Origin of the sequence: Saccharopolyspora spinosa NRRL 18395 (assembly GCF_000194155.1) — a bacterium.
Classification (GTDB): Bacteria; Actinomycetota; Actinomycetes; order Mycobacteriales; family Pseudonocardiaceae; genus Saccharopolyspora; species Saccharopolyspora spinosa.
The window spans coordinates 1304020-1320166 of sequence record NZ_GL877879.1; the positions used below are offsets into that span (position 1 = coordinate 1304020).

At 69.0% G+C, this 16147-nt stretch carries 15 protein-coding genes and 1 pseudogene; 9 read left to right on the forward strand and 7 right to left on the reverse strand.

What is annotated here, in order from left to right:
* Positions 1–72: 72 nt before the first annotated feature.
* From SSPN_RS62915 to SSPN_RS0125125, 4 genes and pseudogenes are all read right to left on the reverse strand, one after another.
* Positions 73–1351 (reverse strand): annotated as a pseudogene (locus tag SSPN_RS62915) (TIGR02679 family protein).
* The gene (locus SSPN_RS0125115; RefSeq protein ID WP_010310426.1) at positions 1344–5369 is read right to left on the reverse strand and encodes a TIGR02680 family protein; all 4026 of its coding nucleotides are present in this window, start codon (positions 5367–5369) and stop codon (positions 1344–1346) included. The pseudogene SSPN_RS62915 and the gene SSPN_RS0125115 overlap by 8 nt, the downstream one beginning before the upstream one ends.
* The gene (locus tag SSPN_RS0125120) at positions 5366–6577 is read right to left on the reverse strand and encodes a TIGR02678 family protein (protein ID WP_010310428.1); all 1212 of its coding nucleotides are present in this window, start codon (positions 6575–6577) and stop codon (positions 5366–5368) included. The genes SSPN_RS0125115 and SSPN_RS0125120 overlap by 4 nt, the downstream gene beginning before the upstream one ends.
* On the reverse strand, positions 6574–8082 hold the full coding sequence (locus SSPN_RS0125125; RefSeq protein WP_010310429.1) for a TIGR02677 family protein: 1509 nt from the start codon (positions 8080–8082) through the stop codon (positions 6574–6576). The genes SSPN_RS0125120 and SSPN_RS0125125 overlap by 4 nt, the downstream gene beginning before the upstream one ends.
* A 217-nt stretch (positions 8083–8299) precedes the next feature.
* Between SSPN_RS0125125 and SSPN_RS45700 the strand changes: the two genes are divergently transcribed.
* The 4 genes from SSPN_RS45700 to SSPN_RS0125145 all read left to right on the forward strand — a co-directional run bounded on the left by SSPN_RS45700 (position 8300) and on the right by SSPN_RS0125145 (position 9967).
* The gene (locus SSPN_RS45700; protein ID WP_010310430.1) at positions 8300–8530 is read left to right on the forward strand and encodes a hypothetical protein; all 231 of its coding nucleotides are present in this window, start codon (positions 8300–8302) and stop codon (positions 8528–8530) included.
* A gap of 69 nt (positions 8531–8599) precedes the next feature.
* A complete protein-coding gene (locus SSPN_RS0125135; RefSeq protein ID WP_010310432.1) occupies positions 8600–8881 on the forward strand; it encodes a metal-sensitive transcriptional regulator in 282 nt (93 codons plus the stop codon).
* 46 nt (positions 8882–8927) lie between these two features.
* Positions 8928–9269 (forward strand): hypothetical protein, encoded by a 342-nt coding sequence (locus SSPN_RS45705; protein ID WP_143539721.1) that lies wholly within the window; start codon positions 8928–8930, stop codon positions 9267–9269.
* 77 nt (positions 9270–9346) lie between these two features.
* Complete coding sequence (locus SSPN_RS0125145) at positions 9347–9967, forward strand: DUF305 domain-containing protein (protein ID WP_010310434.1); 621 nt, start codon at positions 9347–9349, stop codon at positions 9965–9967.
* 82 nt (positions 9968–10049) lie between these two features.
* Here the strand turns inward: SSPN_RS0125145 and SSPN_RS0125150 are convergent, their stop codons facing one another.
* The gene (locus SSPN_RS0125150; RefSeq protein ID WP_010310435.1) at positions 10050–10331 is read right to left on the reverse strand and encodes a metal-sensitive transcriptional regulator; all 282 of its coding nucleotides are present in this window, start codon (positions 10329–10331) and stop codon (positions 10050–10052) included.
* A 237-nt stretch (positions 10332–10568) separates the two neighbouring features.
* On the opposite strand from SSPN_RS0125150, the gene SSPN_RS0125155 reads away from it, so the two are divergent.
* The 5 genes from SSPN_RS0125155 to SSPN_RS51900 all read left to right on the forward strand — a co-directional run bounded on the left by SSPN_RS0125155 (position 10569) and on the right by SSPN_RS51900 (position 14405).
* Positions 10569–10877, forward strand: coding sequence for a WhiB family transcriptional regulator (locus SSPN_RS0125155; protein WP_010310436.1), 309 nt, complete (start codon positions 10569–10571; stop codon positions 10875–10877).
* A 266-nt stretch (positions 10878–11143) separates the two neighbouring features.
* Positions 11144–12430, forward strand: coding sequence for a multidrug effflux MFS transporter (locus SSPN_RS45710; RefSeq protein WP_010310438.1), 1287 nt, complete (start codon positions 11144–11146; stop codon positions 12428–12430).
* Positions 12431–12492: 62 nt separating this feature from the next.
* Positions 12493–13302, forward strand: a complete 810-nt coding sequence (locus tag SSPN_RS0125165; protein ID WP_010310440.1) for an SAM-dependent methyltransferase — start codon at positions 12493–12495, stop codon at positions 13300–13302.
* A 694-nt stretch (positions 13303–13996) separates the two neighbouring features.
* Positions 13997–14269, forward strand: coding sequence for a Scr1 family TA system antitoxin-like transcriptional regulator (locus SSPN_RS62920; protein WP_420188303.1), 273 nt, complete (start codon positions 13997–13999; stop codon positions 14267–14269).
* Positions 14232–14405, forward strand: coding sequence for a DUF397 domain-containing protein (locus tag SSPN_RS51900; RefSeq protein WP_010310442.1), 174 nt, complete (start codon positions 14232–14234; stop codon positions 14403–14405). Before SSPN_RS62920 ends, SSPN_RS51900 begins: the two co-directional genes overlap by 38 nt.
* Positions 14406–14455: 50 nt before the next feature.
* Here the strand turns inward: SSPN_RS51900 and SSPN_RS0125175 are convergent, their stop codons facing one another.
* Positions 14456–15436, reverse strand: coding sequence for a DUF4432 family protein (locus tag SSPN_RS0125175; RefSeq protein ID WP_010310445.1), 981 nt, complete (start codon positions 15434–15436; stop codon positions 14456–14458).
* A gap of 225 nt (positions 15437–15661) precedes the next feature.
* A complete protein-coding gene (locus SSPN_RS45715) occupies positions 15662–15964 on the reverse strand; it encodes a hypothetical protein (RefSeq protein WP_148272034.1) in 303 nt (100 codons plus the stop codon).
* Positions 15965–16147: the final 183 nt, after the last annotated feature.

Below are 16147 nucleotides of genomic sequence, written 5' to 3' on the forward strand. Positions count from 1 at the left end.
CTTCCGCACCGGCCAGCCAGTCACTCGCTCACTCACCGCCTACGATCACTGACCGTATTCAGACTTACTCGTCTAGCCCGGCAGTGGCCCGTGCGTGCTTTGGTCTGCTGGCCCGAAGTACGCGCGGGGCCTGGCCAGCCCGCAGAACGCGGCCAGATCTGCCAGGAGCTGTTCGGCGACGTGTTCTTCCGACACCGTTGCGCGGTGCTCGCGCAGGGCTGTCGACAGTGCCGGATCCCAGGGGACGTCGGTGATGTTGCCGGGCTCCGGGCGTCCGGGGCGAACCGCCGCGAGGTAGTCAGCCGCCAACATGGCCCACGGTTGCGCACCGGTGCGGGCGATGACGTGCGCTGCGATGCGGAGACCTTCGCCGTCAAAGTCGCCGTGATAGCGCACCTGCGCGCCCGATTCGGTCAACTGGCGCAGCAGGTGCGTGACAGCGCTGTTCGGCCAGCCCGACGTCGTGACGAGCGCGGGGCAACTCGGCCCGAAGCGGGCGGTCGCCATCGCGACTATCGAGGGGTTCTCCACCGCGTGCACCACCGTCGCGCCCCGCGGCGGGCCGTAGTCGCGGAGCTGGGCCAGCGTCACGACCGCCGCGTGACCCGCGTCGGTCCACGTTCGCAGCGTGGCCGAGAGCGGATCGGTTCCGCCGGGCCGGAAACCGGCGGTGAGCACGGAGGTGGACAGCGCGTCGCACTCGACTCCCGCGCGCTCCCAGCACGCTCGTCGTTCCTCAGCGTTCTGCGGCGGGTCCTCGTCGTGGATCGCCGCCAACGCCTTGAGGACCAGGGCGGACGCCCGGGTTCCGTCGTCGAGCGCGTGCGTGTCATCGCAGACATCACCAGCCAATGTGGACAGTGGGCGTCCGTCAGAAGGCAACGCCACCAGCACGGACAAGGCTTTGCGCGACCACCTCCCGGGTCTTGTCCGTCGATCCGTCGATCAAGCCACCACGCCTGATTCCGGTCGCCCATCCGGCCAACGCGGGCTCGGCGCGCACGACAGGATGCTCGTCGAGCCACGCCCAGAGCTCGGCCCGGGCGCGGGTTGCCGCGAGCCGCATTTCCGCCCGGTTCTCCAATCGGCCGACAACGAGTTCGACGACTTCCCGAGCCGTCAACCCGATGGCCGATCCAAGCGCCTCGTCCAACACCCGCAACGACGCTGACGCATCCGCTTCCGGCAGCCGGTCGAGCCCGAGGAGGTCGGCGAGCGCGGCGCGCTGGTCCGGAGCCAGACCGCGCAACCGCACGCTGCTGACTGCTCGGCCCGAGGAGAGCCGTTCCCACAGCGCACGCCACAGCGGCGCGAGTTCCGGGATGTCGTAGCGGGCCCGCGCATCAGCCATCGAGCCGCTCCTCGTCGTCGGCGCGCAGCTCGTGGCCGTCCCAGGTGAACCGGACGGTCGTCACCGCGTCGTCGTCGGTGCTGGTGACGAGCTGGTGGATGGCAATGCCGGTCAGCTCCTGGTAGTCGCACCACTCGTGGTCGGACGTCAGCACCAGGTCCAGGTCGAAGCCCACCAGCAGCTCCAGGAGTTGTCCGCGGTTGGTGCTGTCGACCCCGACGAACACCTCGTCCAGCAGGATCAGCCTCGGCGCGACCGGCGTGGACTGGTAGTGCGCGGCAGCCGCCGCGAACAGCGGCAGGTGCAGCACGATCGCCTTCTCCCCGCCACTGAGCGCGCCGTGCAGGCGCTTGGTGACCGGCTGCCAACCGTCGCCCCGGCCACGCTCCACCTTCACCACGAACTGGTGCCACGCCGTGTAATCCAGCACCTGGAGCAGTTGCTGCTCCCAGCCCGTCGCGGTGTCGGCGGATCGAGCCTCGTCCACCCGCTCGCGGAAGAACCGGTGCAGCGCATCGCGTTCCGGCTCCGCCAACGTCGCCGGGTTGCGCAGCAGTAGCTCGCGCGCCTCCCGGGTACCGGCCGGCAGCTGCGGATCGACCTGCCAGACCAGGCGGACGCGCACGTTGGAGGCGGTGCGCACGCGTTCCAGCCGGTGGTTCATGGTGTCGACGAGCTCGTTCGCGGTCCGGATGCGTTCGGCGATGTGCCGCCGGGTGTCCCCGGTCAACGTCTGGTCGAACAGCTCCCGTTCGGCGGCGGTGATCTGCTCGGCGGTGCGCTCCTGGTCGGCCCGCAGCAGCTTGAGCAGCGCCACAGCGCCGTGCCGCACGCCGTCCACCGTCGCGGTGAACAGGCTGATCTCCTCGCCCTGCTCTAGTTCCAGATCGGCGCGGCCGACCAGCAACGGCTGGGCGTCGTGCACGGCCTGGGCAAGCCGTCCTTCAGCCTCGCGCACGTTCTTCGGCTCGTGGAGCACGCCGGACAGCTGCTCGGCGAGTTTGCGCGCCGCGTCCAGCGTGGACCGCTTGCCGTTGAGCGGCCCGGGGTCGAGCTCGACGCGCGCGTCTTCCGGCAGGCACCCCGCGACCTGTTCGCGGAACCGCTCCTCTGCGCCGTCCCGCGCCCCGGTCGCAGCTGCCATCCTTGACTCATCTTCGCGCTGTCGTTCGGCCAGCGCACCGATCTGCTCGACCAACCGCCGTTCGGATTCGCGCAACCGCTGCTGCTCCACGGCGATCTCCGAGCTCCGGCCCCGGAGCCCGGCGAGGTCTTCGTCCAGCTTCCGGAACTCGGTGCCGACCGATTCCTCAATGGTACGCAGCTTGATCGCGGCGTTCTCGGCTTCCTGGCCTCGCTCGTCGGCGGTTTCCTGCGCTGCTGCGGCGTTGCCCGAGGTCTCGTCCGCCCGATGCCTCGCGTCCCGCGCCCGGTCTGCCGCAGTGCGGGACTCAGCGCGGATGTCCAGCCAATGGTCGGCTGCTGCACGCAGGTTCCGGACCGCGGCGTCGACGTCGTCGAGCTTGTCCTCGGCGGTCGGCAAGCCGTGCGTGGCTGCTTCGCTGACCAGCTCTTGCCACGCCGCCGCGACTTCTGCCTCCCGGGACTGCCGGTCATGCTCGGCGGCCGATACCGCGTCGGCGCGGTCCGCCCAGAGCAGTTCTGCCTTGGCGAGCTCGTCCGCTGCGGCATCGACTCCGTCGAAGCCGGGCCGCTGCGCGAGCTCCGCGGCGAGCGCTTCGCGTTGCTGCGTGACGCTCCGCAGCCGGTCGCCGACGTCGTCGACGCTGTCCCGAAGGACCTCGATCAGCTCGTCCAGCTCCGCGATGCGTCGACGGCGGGCGCGTTCCCGGGCGGCCGCGCCGATGTACTCCGCTTCCGGCTTGTGCCAGCGACCGTGCGCGCTGGCCAGCCGCCAGGTGCCGTCGCCGCCGATGGCCGCGGGGTGGTTCGGTGCGGTGTCACCGAAGGCGATCCCGGCCAGCAGCCGGTGGACGCGGTCCGCGCCTACTGGGGAGTTCTCGTCCACGACGAGCAGATCGGCCAGGGAACGGCCGGGCGCGGCCACCGAGAACAGCGTCTCGGCGAAGGTGTCCCGGTCAGGAGCGCTGAGCGTGCCCTTGGGCAGCACCCAGGCGTCGAGCAGCCCGGCGGCCTCCAACCCGGCCTCCACGGCAGTGCGCACATCCTCCGGCACCTCCGATCGGAACTCCAGCAGTCGCCACAGCGAAGCGCCGTCGGCGCTCGCCCGATCCATGTCGCGAGTGCGCGGAGCGGGCGGTGGGCGATCAACGTGCCGCTCCAGCTCGCCGCGCTCCGCCGCGTGCCCGGTTATCTCGGCCAACAGCCCGTCCCGGGTGGCGCGCAGCTCGGTCTCAGTGCTGGAAAAGCGTTCGCGCACAACGGTCTCTGCGTCGCGAACGATCCCGAGCACGGCAGCGCGGTCGGTAACCAGTTCGGCGAGCCGGTCGGGTTCGCGCATCTCCAGCTGCCGGCACGCCTTCGCCCATCGCGCGAGCTCCGCCGCCAGCTCTTCGAACCGCCGCTGCCGCGCCTGCCGAGCCGCTGCCGCGGCTCTTTCCGCCACGGCGAGCTGCTCACGCGTCGCCTCCTCCCACCGCTCCGCGGTGCTGCGGCGCTCCACCGCTGCGCGGTGCGCGCTCGCTGCGCGCCGCACCTGCGTGACTTGCTCCCCCTTGCTGTCCACGGCGGCTCGCAGCAGCCTTCGGCCGCTCGCGGTGTCCGCGCTTCGCGCGATCTCCTCGAACACCGCTGGCATGCTGACTCGCTCCGAGGCTTGCCGGGCGTCGCTGGCCCTCCGGTCCGTCTCCTGCTCGGCCTGCTGCGCCGCGCGAGCGAGCTCCGCCGCTCGTTCGGCATCCCGCTCGGCCTGCTCATGCAGGTTCGCCGCGTGCCTGGCGGCCTCGGCGGCGTGGCGCTCGGCCGCCGCTACGGACTGCCGCAGTTGGGGCAGTCGGCTGCCTTCTCGGTAGGCGGGCGAGTCGACGATCCCTTCGATGCGGGTGTCGGTCCGGCTCTTCTCCGCTGCGAGGTTCTTGTCCCGCTCGGTCACCGTCGCGAGTTCGGCCTGCGCTTTGGTGTGTTCTTCGCGGCTTTCCCGGGCCGCGCGGGTGACCTCGGTCATCTTCGACGTGGCGGTGATCAGTCCGGCCGCCGTGGACCGCAGGACCCGCTGGGCGTAGGTCTTCTGCCGGACGGCGAGTTTTCCGGCCTCGATCACCTCGTCGTCGATTGCTTTGAGTTCTTCGCGCTGTCGGTCGAGGCGTTCGAATCCTTCGGCGATTTCGGCGATGTCGGTGTGGTCCAGTGGCGGCAGGGCCTTGGAGAGCAGCGTGGACAGCACACTGGGGTCCAGCCGCTCGGACAATTTCGGCGTGCGCAGCTGCAGCAGCGCGGTGATCAACGCGTCGTAGCGCTGTTCGCTCACGCCGGGGAAGAGCGTCTGCCGGACCGCGCGTCGGTAGTCGGCCGGCGAGCCGTACACCTCGCCGGTGTCCCCGATCTCGGCCACGAGATCGTTCTTGATCAGCGGCCTGCCTGCGTCGTTGACCAGTCGCACGCCACCCGGCAAGCCGATGCGTCGCGCGGTGGTGAAGTACGTGGATGTCACGTTCTTGGTGTTGGCGGTTGCCTGCAGCCGGGCACCGCAACCGAACCAGGCCGGTTCGCCGTCGATGACGCGGCCGAATTCCAGCCACACGTAGCCGACCCGGGTGCTGCCGGTGTTGCCCTCCCCCATCAGGTTCCAGTGCATCGTCCGGTCGCCGCTGCCGAACGTGGACAGCCGGTGCGGCCGCAGGCTGGCGTCGAACAAGTACGGCAGCAGCAGTTCGAGCGCCTTGGACTTGCCGGTGCCGTTGGGGCCGCGCAGCAGCAGTCTCCCCCGGTGGAACTCGAAGGTTTCCCCGTAGTAACGCCAGATGTTGACGATCCCGGCGCGGGTCGGCCGCCAGCGCTGCTGCTGATCGCGGTTGGCGTTGAGTTCGGTGACGGTCATCGGTGTCCTGCTTCGTCGGTCCGGATGCGCTCGACGGCGTAGCGGGCCGCCGCCGGTCGCGCGCAGGTCGCGCCGTCATCGCGCCGCTCGGCCAGGCCGAAGGCGCAGAGAATCTCCACCGCGTCGTGGGCGAGCCGCTGCGCGCCTCCGTCGGATCGATATGCCTTGCCCCAGGAGCGGAATCGGTCAAGCAGTTCGGTGGCGGCGAACACCAGTTGGCCGGCCGGCAGCCAGTCTTCGGCCTCGTTGAGCTTGTCCAGCAGCAGCAGCGCCGCGACCTTGGGGTGTGAGCCGTCGTCCGGGAACTTGGTGTCGGTGGCGATCGTGTCTGGGTCGATCACCAGGTAGCCGTCGGAGCGTTCCTCGAGGGTGCACCCGGCCTGCTGGATGCCGCGGGCGATGATTCGCCGACCGGTTGGCGAGGCGAGGTAGCCGAGCTGCGCGGGTGTCAGGTCCGCCCGGTACACCACCGGATCGTCGACCAGCCGGCGCATGACCGAGTGCCGCAACCACAGGTTGCGCTGGTTGTCAGACACGGCCGCGTCCGGGTTCGACGCGTCGCCGTAGCGGCTTTCGGCCAGCAGCGCAGCGACTTCCTGTTCGTCCAATCTGGACGGTGGCACCGGTGCGGCCAGCAACCGCACCAGCAGCGTGGTGTCGATCTGGTACAGCACCTTGGCGTCGGCGTGGTCCAGGTAGCTTTCGGTGCTTCCGTCCACCGGGCGGATCGCCCCGCAGCGCTCCAGCCACTTCAAAGAGTCCACGTAGGCCGATCGCTCGTCGCGGCGAGTGGGGTCGAACGTCGGCAGTTCCGGCTCTGCGGCGGTGGCCTGCACCATCCGGTCCGCGAGCAGCCCGATCGTGGTCACCGGGGCGGCCAGCAGTTCCGCTGCGGCGACGCACAGCAGCGTGTAGCGGCGGCGGTCGAACGGCGCCCGCGAGGAGCGCAGCCTGCGCGCGGGGCGGCTCGGATCCGGGTGGTCGGTGACCTTGCTGAGCCGCGCGTAGCCGAGCCGGGGCTCGACATGCGCTCGCCAGCCGCAGTAGTAGTCGAACCACTTCACGATCGGATCGCGCCGACGGCGCACCAGCTCGAAACCATCGTCGTCGGCGGCGGCGGTGAGCAGCGGCTTGGCCAGCAGCAGCCGGATGCCCCGGGCGACTTCCTCGGTTTCCTGCCTGACCAGCTGGTTGTTGAGGTTGCTCATTGAGCCTCCTCGGCCCGCGACCGCGAGCCGGTGGTGCGGATGTCGATGACGAAGTCCGGCCCGTTGAACACCCCGCGCGGCGTCCGCACCGTGGCCGTGGCCTCGTCGTGCGGGCTGCGCAGCAGGATCTCCACGCGCCCGTCGGAGGTCATCGCCCGCCGAACGTCGGTGCTGTCCTCGCTGGCGGCCACGGCGCGGCCGATCAACTCCAGCAGCCGGTGGAAGCTGTCGTGGTCCAACTCGCCTATCCCGGACAGCCGCATCGGGCCCGGGGTGGCCAGCTGCTGCCAGGCGGCCTCCAGCTCGGCGCGCTCCTGCCGGGCCTGCTCGCGCCGGAGCCGACGCACCTCGTCGACGTCGCGGACCTTGCCGGTGCGGGCGATCCGCTCGGTGCGGCCGCTGTTGCGCAGCAGCGGCGAGATCGGCACCGGAGGTGCCTGCGCCCAGCTTTCGGCGCTGGAGATCAGCTCGCCGTCCTCGTGCGCGAGGTGCGCATGCCGGGCCGGCCACATCCCGAATGCGGCGTTGAACAACCGGTGCGCCTCGGCTTCGCTGCCGCTGGCGGCGAACCACTTCGCCAGGGCGCGGAAGTCGGCCGCTGCGCTGGTGGATCGGCGGCGCACATCGCTCATCCGGTCCAGTGCGCGCAGCAGCTGCACGATCGCGCGCCGGGCAATGTCCTGCAGTTCATCCACCCGTGGCGAGGCACCATCGACGGGCCGGAACCAGCCGCGCAGCCCGGCCCATTTCGCGACGCGGTGCCGCAACCATTCCGCTGCGGGATCCGAGGCGTTGAGCTTCGGCAGCTCGGCGCCCAACACCGCGCGTCGGTGCAGCGCATCGACGCCCAGCGCCTCGACCAGGCCGACTGCCTCCCGGATGGTGTGGCGCCGCTGGTCCAGGTTCGTCACGAACTCCTGCAGATACCCGACGGTGGCGCTCTTGACTTCCTGGAAGGTCGCCATGTCCGGCTGATCCGCGCGCAGCAGCCGCTGCAGTTCGCCGTTGAACTGCTTGGTGTTGGTGCGCAGCGCGTCGAGGTGACCTTCCAGCTCCATCAGCGTGGTGTAGATGCGGCGATCGGACGAGACCGCTGCGGTCATAAGGCTGTGCAACTCCCCGAGCCGCTCCGCGATCGCGTCCAGCACGGCGGTCTGCAACGCCCCGCTCGAAGCGAGGACGGTTAGCGCATGCTGAACGCCTTCGAACGCTGCCTCGCCGCGCTTGGTGAGCAGGTACTGGAGGTTCTTGCGCTCGTAATCCTCGGCGGTGGTGTAGTGCGCGGCGTGGTTCTGCACCACATCGACCAGGCCCCACTGCCGCAGCCGGGACAACGTGGCATCGAATTCCTCGTCTGAGACCGGCTCGAACCAGCCGACCGACCTCAGCCTGGTGTGCACGTCGTCGAAGGTCAGCGCGGTTTCAAGCCGCTCATTGGCTTCGCCGAACGCGTAAAGCGCGGCGGTGTGCAGGTCGGCGCGTTCGGTGGTAGTGAAGACGAACATCTCCCGCGGAATCCGCGGAAACGCAACCTCTATCCACCTCCGCCGCACCAGACGTCCGCTGATCACGGTAGCGGGAGGCGCAACCACCGGGTGAACCACCCGCCATCGACGTCGTTCATCGGGCTCAGCAGGCACTTCTTGATCTGGCGCGGAGCGCGGCTGGCGGTTCGCGCCGCCTACACTCGCGGTGGCGAACGTCTGCAGGAAGGTGCCCGGAGTGATCAACAAGAGTCGGCTCACCGTGCTGCTGGTGCGCACGGCACTTTTCTTCGTCGCCGCCGTGGTGCTGGGCATCATCTACGACTGGCCGTCGTTCTCGGTCATCGCGGCAGTGCTGACCGGCGCCGCCGCGCTGGTGCAGCTCGGCGGCGTGCTGTGGCTGCGGCGCACCGAGCGCAACGCCCCGGAGTCCGCGAAGGAGCCGGTCAGGCCGGACGGCTTCCTCTGAGGCCACCTTGCCCGCATTACCCCCTGGGGGTATAACGGAGGTGTTGCCGGAGTACCCGAGGAGGCCGCGATGCACGGCTACACCCAGAACAAGGACGACTACGCCAAGCGACTGCGCCGCATCGAGGGCCAGGTGCGCGGCCTGGCGCGGATGATCGACAACGACGAGTATTGCATCGACGTGCTGACCCAGGTCTCGGCGACGACCAAGGCCCTGCAGGCGGTGGCCCTCGGCCTGCTGGACGAGCACCTCAAGCACTGCGTGTCCGAGGCGGTGGCCGAGGGCGGCGGGCAGGCCGACGAGAAGATCCGCGAGGCCAGCGACGCGATTGCCCGGCTCGTCAAGTCCTGAACCCAGCCCCGGTATGGTCGGTGTCGTGCAAGCGCGTTCGAGGCTCGTGCGGTGGGGACTCCTGGTGGTCCTCGCGCTCGGCGTGGTGCTGATGCACCACGTGCCCGCGCAGCACCACGAGTCCCACCCGCCCGCTGCGGTCGCCATGCACCACGCCGGGATGCCGGCGGGGCACGGCGAACCACCCGCAGCGCCGGACCACGGCCTGCTGCACCTGTGCCTGGCGATCGCCGCCGGGTTCATCGCGCTCCTGCTCCCCCTCCTGCACCGCATCGCCAGCGCCTTGGCCGAGTCCCCGAAGCCGCTCGCGATAACGGCGTTCACCCACTTCCGACCGCCCACCCCGGTACCCCGGCGGTTAGCGGTGTTATGCGTGCTTCGGCGCTGATCGGCAGCCAAGCGGCCACGGAACCCGTGGCCTGCTTCCGCATGCCCGATTCAGCTCACGAAAGACGAGGACAACACATGAAACGCACGCGCGTGCTCACCGCCGCCATCGGCGCGGTCGCAGCAGCGGCCGTCCTGGCCGGTTGCGGCGGGGGTGACGACATGAGCAACATGCCCGGCCACGGGGCACCGACCAGCGCGAGCCAGCCCGGCGCCACCCAGCAGGCGGCGAACAACGCGGCCGACGTCACGTTCGCGCAGGGCATGATCCCGCACCACGAGCAGGCGATCGAGATGTCCCGGCTGGCGCCGGAGCGGGCCCAGTCCGAGGAGGTCAAGAACCTGGCTCGGCAGATCGAGGCCGCGCAGGGCCCGGAGATCCAGACGCTCACCGGCTGGCTGCGAGACTGGGGCGCCCCGGCGTCCATGCCCGGCATGGACCACGGCGCCGTCGGGCACGGCCACATGGACGGCATGATGTCGGACACCGAGATGCAGCAGCTCGAACAGGCTCGCGGCGCGGAGTTCGACCGGCAGTTCCTGACATTGATGATCAAGCACCACGAGGGCGCGGTCGCCATGTCGCAGACCGAGCTCGCCAGCGGACAGTTCCCGGCGGCGAAGCAGATGGCACAGCAGATCATCGACACCCAGCGAGCCGAGATCGAAACCATGCGGGGCCTGCTCTCCCAGGGCTGACCAGCTCCTGAGCGAGGGGCACCCGCGATCCAGGTCGCGGGTGCCCCTCAACCACTCGACTTCGGCACGGCGCCGGCGCAGGTCAGGACTTGACCAGCCGCGCGATCGCCTCGCTGGCCTCGCGCACCTTCTCGTCGGCGTTCTTCCCACCCTCGGACAGCGCCTCGGCGACGCAGTGCTTGAGGTGCTCGTCGAGCAGCCGCAGGGACACCGCCTGCAGGCCCTTGGTGGCCGCGGAGATCTGGGTCAGGATGTCGATGCAGTACTTGTCCTCCTCGATCATCCGGGCCAACCCGCGGACCTGCCCCTCGATGCGCGCCAAGCGCTTCAGGTAGTTGTCCTTGTCCTGGGTGTATCCGTGCATCTCCGCTCCCATCGCCGCCGGTCCGGGCTAAAGGGTACCCCCGGCCGGTAGCGGGGCGGCCGGATCGACGAGCACTGTCCGCTGTGGACACCCGACCCGTTGGCCGAGCGCGCGGCCCAACAAGTGAATCTTGCTCGATCAACCCCGGTTCGTTTCGCGGCAGCAGGTGTACCGGGGCACCACGGCGGGTAAGGCGACTGGGTGCCCGCCAACGCAAGATCACCGGAGGTGGTAGCAGTGACCGCAACAGCTCGGTTGCCCAAACCGGTCACCGAAGCCTGGCACTGGCAGCTCCAAGCGGCCTGCCGCGACGTCAACGTGAGCCGGTTCTTCCACCCGGAGAACGAGCGCGGCAACGCCCGCGACAACCGCGAGCGCCGGGCGAAGAGCATCTGCCGGAAGTGCCCGGTCATGCAGCAGTGCCGAGCCCATGCGCTGAAGGCCCGCGAGCCATACGGCGTCTGGGGCGGCCTGGGCGAGCGCGAGCGGCGGGATCTCATCGCCAGCGGCCGGACGTCCTGGCGCCGAGGGAGAAGTGGCGGGTGATCGACCCGGTGTTGCGACACCGTTTCGAACCGGGAAATTCAGTTGACATTTCCCGAACACCACTTCAGTCCACAATGGATATTTAGCAACGTTAAGATAAATCGGTCGAAATCCGGCGCTGCTCAACGGATTTCCGGCCGATCGCGGCCGATGTAGCCCGCATCACAGCGAATTCGTCGCGGCACCGGGAACAAAGAGATCGCCCCGATCGCTGAAGCCCGAGTCAGATTTCCCAAGTCCACCCGCGGTGAATTCGAAAGGTAACGATGGACAACGTTGCGGTGCACAGCCCACCGGAGGCACACCGTGCGCAACCGGTGGCCGGTGAGCCAACCGGATTCGAGCGGTTCCGGGTGATCCTCGTGCTGGGGGCGCTCATCGCCCTCGGCCCCCTGACCATCGACATGTACCTGCCGGCGCTGCCAGCGATCGGCAACGACCTGCAGGCCTCCGCATCCGCCGTGCAGCTGACCCTCACCGGCACGCTGCTCGGGCTCGGCCTGGGCCAGCTGCTGATCGGCCCGTTCTCCGACATCGTCGGCCGGCGGACTCCGCTGATCGCGGGCACCGCCGTGCACATCCTGGCGTCGATGGCGTGCCTCTTCGCGCCGAACGTCGCGGTGCTGGGCACGCTGCGCGCGCTGCAGGGCGTCGGCGCGGCCGCGACTATGGTCGTCGCGATGGCCGTGGTGCGCGACCTGTTCAGCGGGCGCGCGGCGGCCACCGCCCTGTCCCGGCTGATGCTGGTGATGGGCGTGGCACCGATCCTCGCGCCGACGCTGGGCGGCGCCATCCTGCTGGCCGGCTCGTGGCGCGGCGTGTTCGGCGCGCTGGCGATCCTGGGTGCGATCCTGCTGGTCGTCGCCATCTTCGCGCTGAAGGAGACGCTGCCGCCGGAGCGCCGCCAGACCGCGGAGTTCCGCCCGGTGCTGCGCACCTACCGGTCCCTGCTGACCGACCGCGACTTCGTGCTGCTGGCGATCGTGGCGGCGCTGGCGATGTCGGCGCTGTTCTCCTACATCTCCGGCTCGTCGTTCGTGCTGCAGGAGCAGTTCGGCCTCAACCAGCAGGCGTTCGGCCTGGTCTTCGGCGTCGGCGCGGTGGCGCTCATCGGGGCGTCGCAGTTCAACGTCGTGCTGCTCAACCGGTACACGCCCAAGCAGATCGTCACCGGCGCGCTGATCGCGGCGACCGCCGCCGGACTGGTGCTAACGGCCCTGACCACCACCGGGACGGGCGGACTGTTCGGGTTCATCGTGCCGCTGTGGCTGGTGCTGGGCGCGATGGGCTTCGTGCTGCCGAACGCCCCAGCGCTCGCGCTGTCCCGGCACGGCGAGGCCGCCGGGACGGCTGCCGCGCTGCTCGGCGCCGGGCAGTTCGGCCTCGGCGCGCTGATCGCGCCGCTGGTCGGGCTCCTCGGCAACGACGGCCCCGCGATGGCGATCACCATGACCGGCGGCGCGGCGGTCGCCCTGCTCGCCCTCGGCGTGGTGGTCAAGCTCGGCCGCAGCGTCGAGCCCGCCTTGGGACCGATGGCCGGAGACAGGGCATAACGGGCGGGGTTAACATCACGGCTGGGCGGCGGGACGCGTCGCCCAGCCGTGAGGAGGAATGGATGTCGGAGCTGCCGACCGAGCCGGAGAGCATCGACCTCGACAAGCCCAACGCGGCCCGGGTTTACGACTATTACCTCGGCGGCAACCACAACTTCGCGATCGACCGCCAGATGGCCGAAGAGGCCATCCGGATGTGGCCGGAGCTACCGCTGATCATGCAGGCCAACCGCGCCTTCCTGCGGCGGGCCGTGCAGTTCTGCGCCGAGCAGGGCATCCGCCAGTTCCTCGACCTCGGCTCGGGCATCCCGACCGTCGGCAACGTGCACGAGGTCGCACAGGTCGCGGCGCCGGACTCCCGCGTGATCTACGTGGACACCGATCCGGTCGCGGTCGCCTACAGCAAGAACCTGTTGCGGGACAACCCGAACGCGACGATCGTCCGCGCCGACCTCCGGAAGCCGGACCAGGTGCTCGACTCCCCCGAGGTCGCGGAGCTGCTGGACCTGAGCCGACCGGTGGCGCTGATGATGGTCGCGGTCCTGCACTTCGTCGGTGACGAGGCCCGGCCCAACGAGATCGTCGCCAGGTACCGCGAAGCGCTCGCGCCGGGCAGCTTCCTCATCCTCTCGCACGCCAGCGCCGATGGGCGACCCGATGTGGCGCCGTCGCACGCCGACCTCTACCGGCAGCGCACCGCCACGCCGTTGACCATGCGCACGCGCGCCGCAGTCACCGAGTTCTTCGACGGGTTCGAACTGATCGATCCGGGTGTCGTGACCCTGCCGCTGTGGCGTCCGGTCGCCGCGGCCGACGTCGCCGAGCACCCCGAGCGGTTCACCGGCCTCGCCGGCGTCGGCCGCAAGCCCTGATCACGCCGCCGGGGTCAGCACCGCTCCCCCGCGCAGATCGTCGCGGCCTCCCTACCCGAACGAGCAGCCCTCGTGGCATCGCTGCTCGCCCACCTGTGACCCGTGGGTGTGCAGTTTCAATTGAAACGGGCTACTAACCCGGCGACCCTACCTCGCGGCACCCCTCGACTGTCCGGTGTGGACAAACAGAAGTAAACAATCGTCTCATGACGCACAGCTGACAACATTCGTACCGTTGCCGTTGCCGTTGCCGTGGTGGTGCGGGGTGTGTCGGTGTGGGGCGTCGGTGCTGACGATGCCCCACACCTGTGGTGTTGAGCTCCAGGGCGTGTGCAAGGTTGATCTGAGGGTTGCGGCGGGTTTCTGTCCAGGCGAGACGAGGGCGTGGTTTCCGGTGGGAGATCATCGGGTTGTCCAAGCCGTGACGGTCTATCCAGGAGCCGCGCTCTCGTGTTCTTGACTTGCCTGATTCGGGTTGTGCTTGACCGGCTCACCCTCACAGTCGAGTCCTCGCGGGGTCGTGTGGACGGACTCTGGCGGGCTCTGGAGACGGTGGGCGGGCAATCCTGTATGGGCAGCGGTTGCTGCCGGCCCTGACGGTGCTGGCGGTGCGAAGACGTTCATCGAGTCCGCCACGGCGGAGAGAATCCGAGATCAACTCAGGCACCTGAATGTTTACATCACGCTGAGGGTGGTGCCGATTCGTTCGCCGTTTCACCCGGGCACGGCAGGACCATTTACCATTTACGAGTTTCCAGACGGACCTCCGTTCGTACACTTTGAACATTTCAGCGGAGAAGTATTTGTAACTGAATCCGGCGACATCGATACGTATCGCAAAGCGATCGATACGATGTGTAGTTATGCGATTAATTTTGCTGACTCGGCAAAATTGATCGCGAAGATTATGGTAGAGGAGCACGGTAGTCATGACCGAGATTCGCTGGCGCAAAAGTTCATACAGTAACGTTAACGGTGAATGCGTCGAAGTCGCCACCACATTAGACGCAATCCGCGATTCGAAGGACCAGGACGGTGCGACGTTGGCTGTTGACGTGAGCACGTTCGTTCGTGCGGTGCAGCAGGGTCGTTTCGACCGCTGAATGTATGACGCCCCGGTGCGTGGCACCGGGGCGTCATTGTTACTCGAACGTCAGCGGTTGTCTCGTTCGAAGGTGATCCGGCCGGTCAGGTCCATGCCGGTGACCGGCCGGGAATCGTGGTGCACCGCAAGGCACACCGCAGTGGACACCGAACCGCGCGGGGCGATTTCGACGAGGTTCCCGCCGTTTGCCCTCGCCTGCTCGACGCCGCCCGCGGGGATCGTCGACGCGGGCTCAGCCGCGAAGACGTATTCCGTTCGGTACCAGGGCAATCCGGGTGTCGCGTTGCCTTCGAACCACAGCCAGGCGTTCGGCAGCACGTCGCCGTTCCACGCCATGACCACGCCCAGGTCGCCGTCGGCGCTGGTGATCGATACCCAGTGTTCGGTGAAATCCCCGAAGTACGCGAGCGTGGCCTGACCGGGGCCGCCGGGCGGCAGCGTCGACAGCTCCGAGACCGGCCACGCGAGCGTCGCACCGGCTTCCACTACAGGACCGGACGTCGGGTCCACCGTGAGCTTCTGCGCACCCGATGCGATCCGTGCCCCCGGCGTCACCAAGGGTGCTCCGAAGGCCGGGTGATGCACGATCGCCACCGAAACCGGGTCGGGACTCTCGTTGCGGAACGTGTCCTCCACCTTCAGCACCGATCCGTCCAGCACCACCTGCCGCCGAATCCGCAGCGGAGCCTGGCTCAACCGCACCGAAAGGGTCGCAGAGTCCGAAGTGGACTCCTCGACCGTCCAGCGCAGCAGGCAGGCTTCGCCGTGAAAACCCCAGGTGCCGCCCGCAACGTTCGACGCATCGCCGGCATTCGGGCACAGCAGCTGCCAACCACCCTGGTACAAGGCCTGCCAGGACTGGCGGGATTCCGGCGCCCACGGCCCGGGCTGGGCCGAATCCGCCCACGGCGTGCGATAGAGCAGCTGCGCGCCGGTCCGGGCATCGGTCAGCGCGGTGATGTCCGCGCCCCGGTCGGGCGTCAACTGCACCGCCAGGTGGTCGTTTCGCAATTCGAGTTCAGTCGTCACGGAACACCGCCGATCTTCTCTCCAGGAACGTCGCTACGCCTGCCTGTGCATCATCGGTGGTGTAGAGCCAGAACAACACCTGCTGTTCGCCGGTAAATCGTTTACCGGGCCGGTAAAAACGCCCGACCCCGTCAGCTGCACCCGCGCACCAGCGGATACGCCAGCGGATACGCCAGCGGATACGCGGCGAGCTGCACCCGCCGCGGCGCGGATCTCCCGCTGATGTCAGAGGGATTCCCGTTCCGCTTCGGGGATCGGCGTGGCCGCGCGAGCGCGGTCCAGGAGGCTGCGCACGCCCGCCACGACGTCGGCGTCGCGATCGGCGAGCCAAGTCAGCATCGCGTGGTCCTCGCTGTCCAGGTCCACGCCGTTGAGCGGAGCTCTCAGCACCGCCAGGTTCACCGTCGTTCTGCGGGACCGGGCATCGCGCTCGGCTTCCGCCTCGTTGCGCACCCAGGGTCGGTTCGCGACCGGGAGCAGCCGACGCGTGTCCGCGTCGGACAGCCACGCATCCAGCGAGTTGCTCACGACACCATCCATGTCAGCGCCTCCTCGCCTACGTCCATCCGGCCTCATCTTCTGAGTACCACCGCTGCGGAGCAGTTCTAGGGACGAAAGTCCCTGCGGTTCAGACGCGGTGATGCTGCCGCTTCCCGACGCCGCTTGACCGCACCCGAGGCCGGAAGATCCAGAACACGGGTGCTGACGACG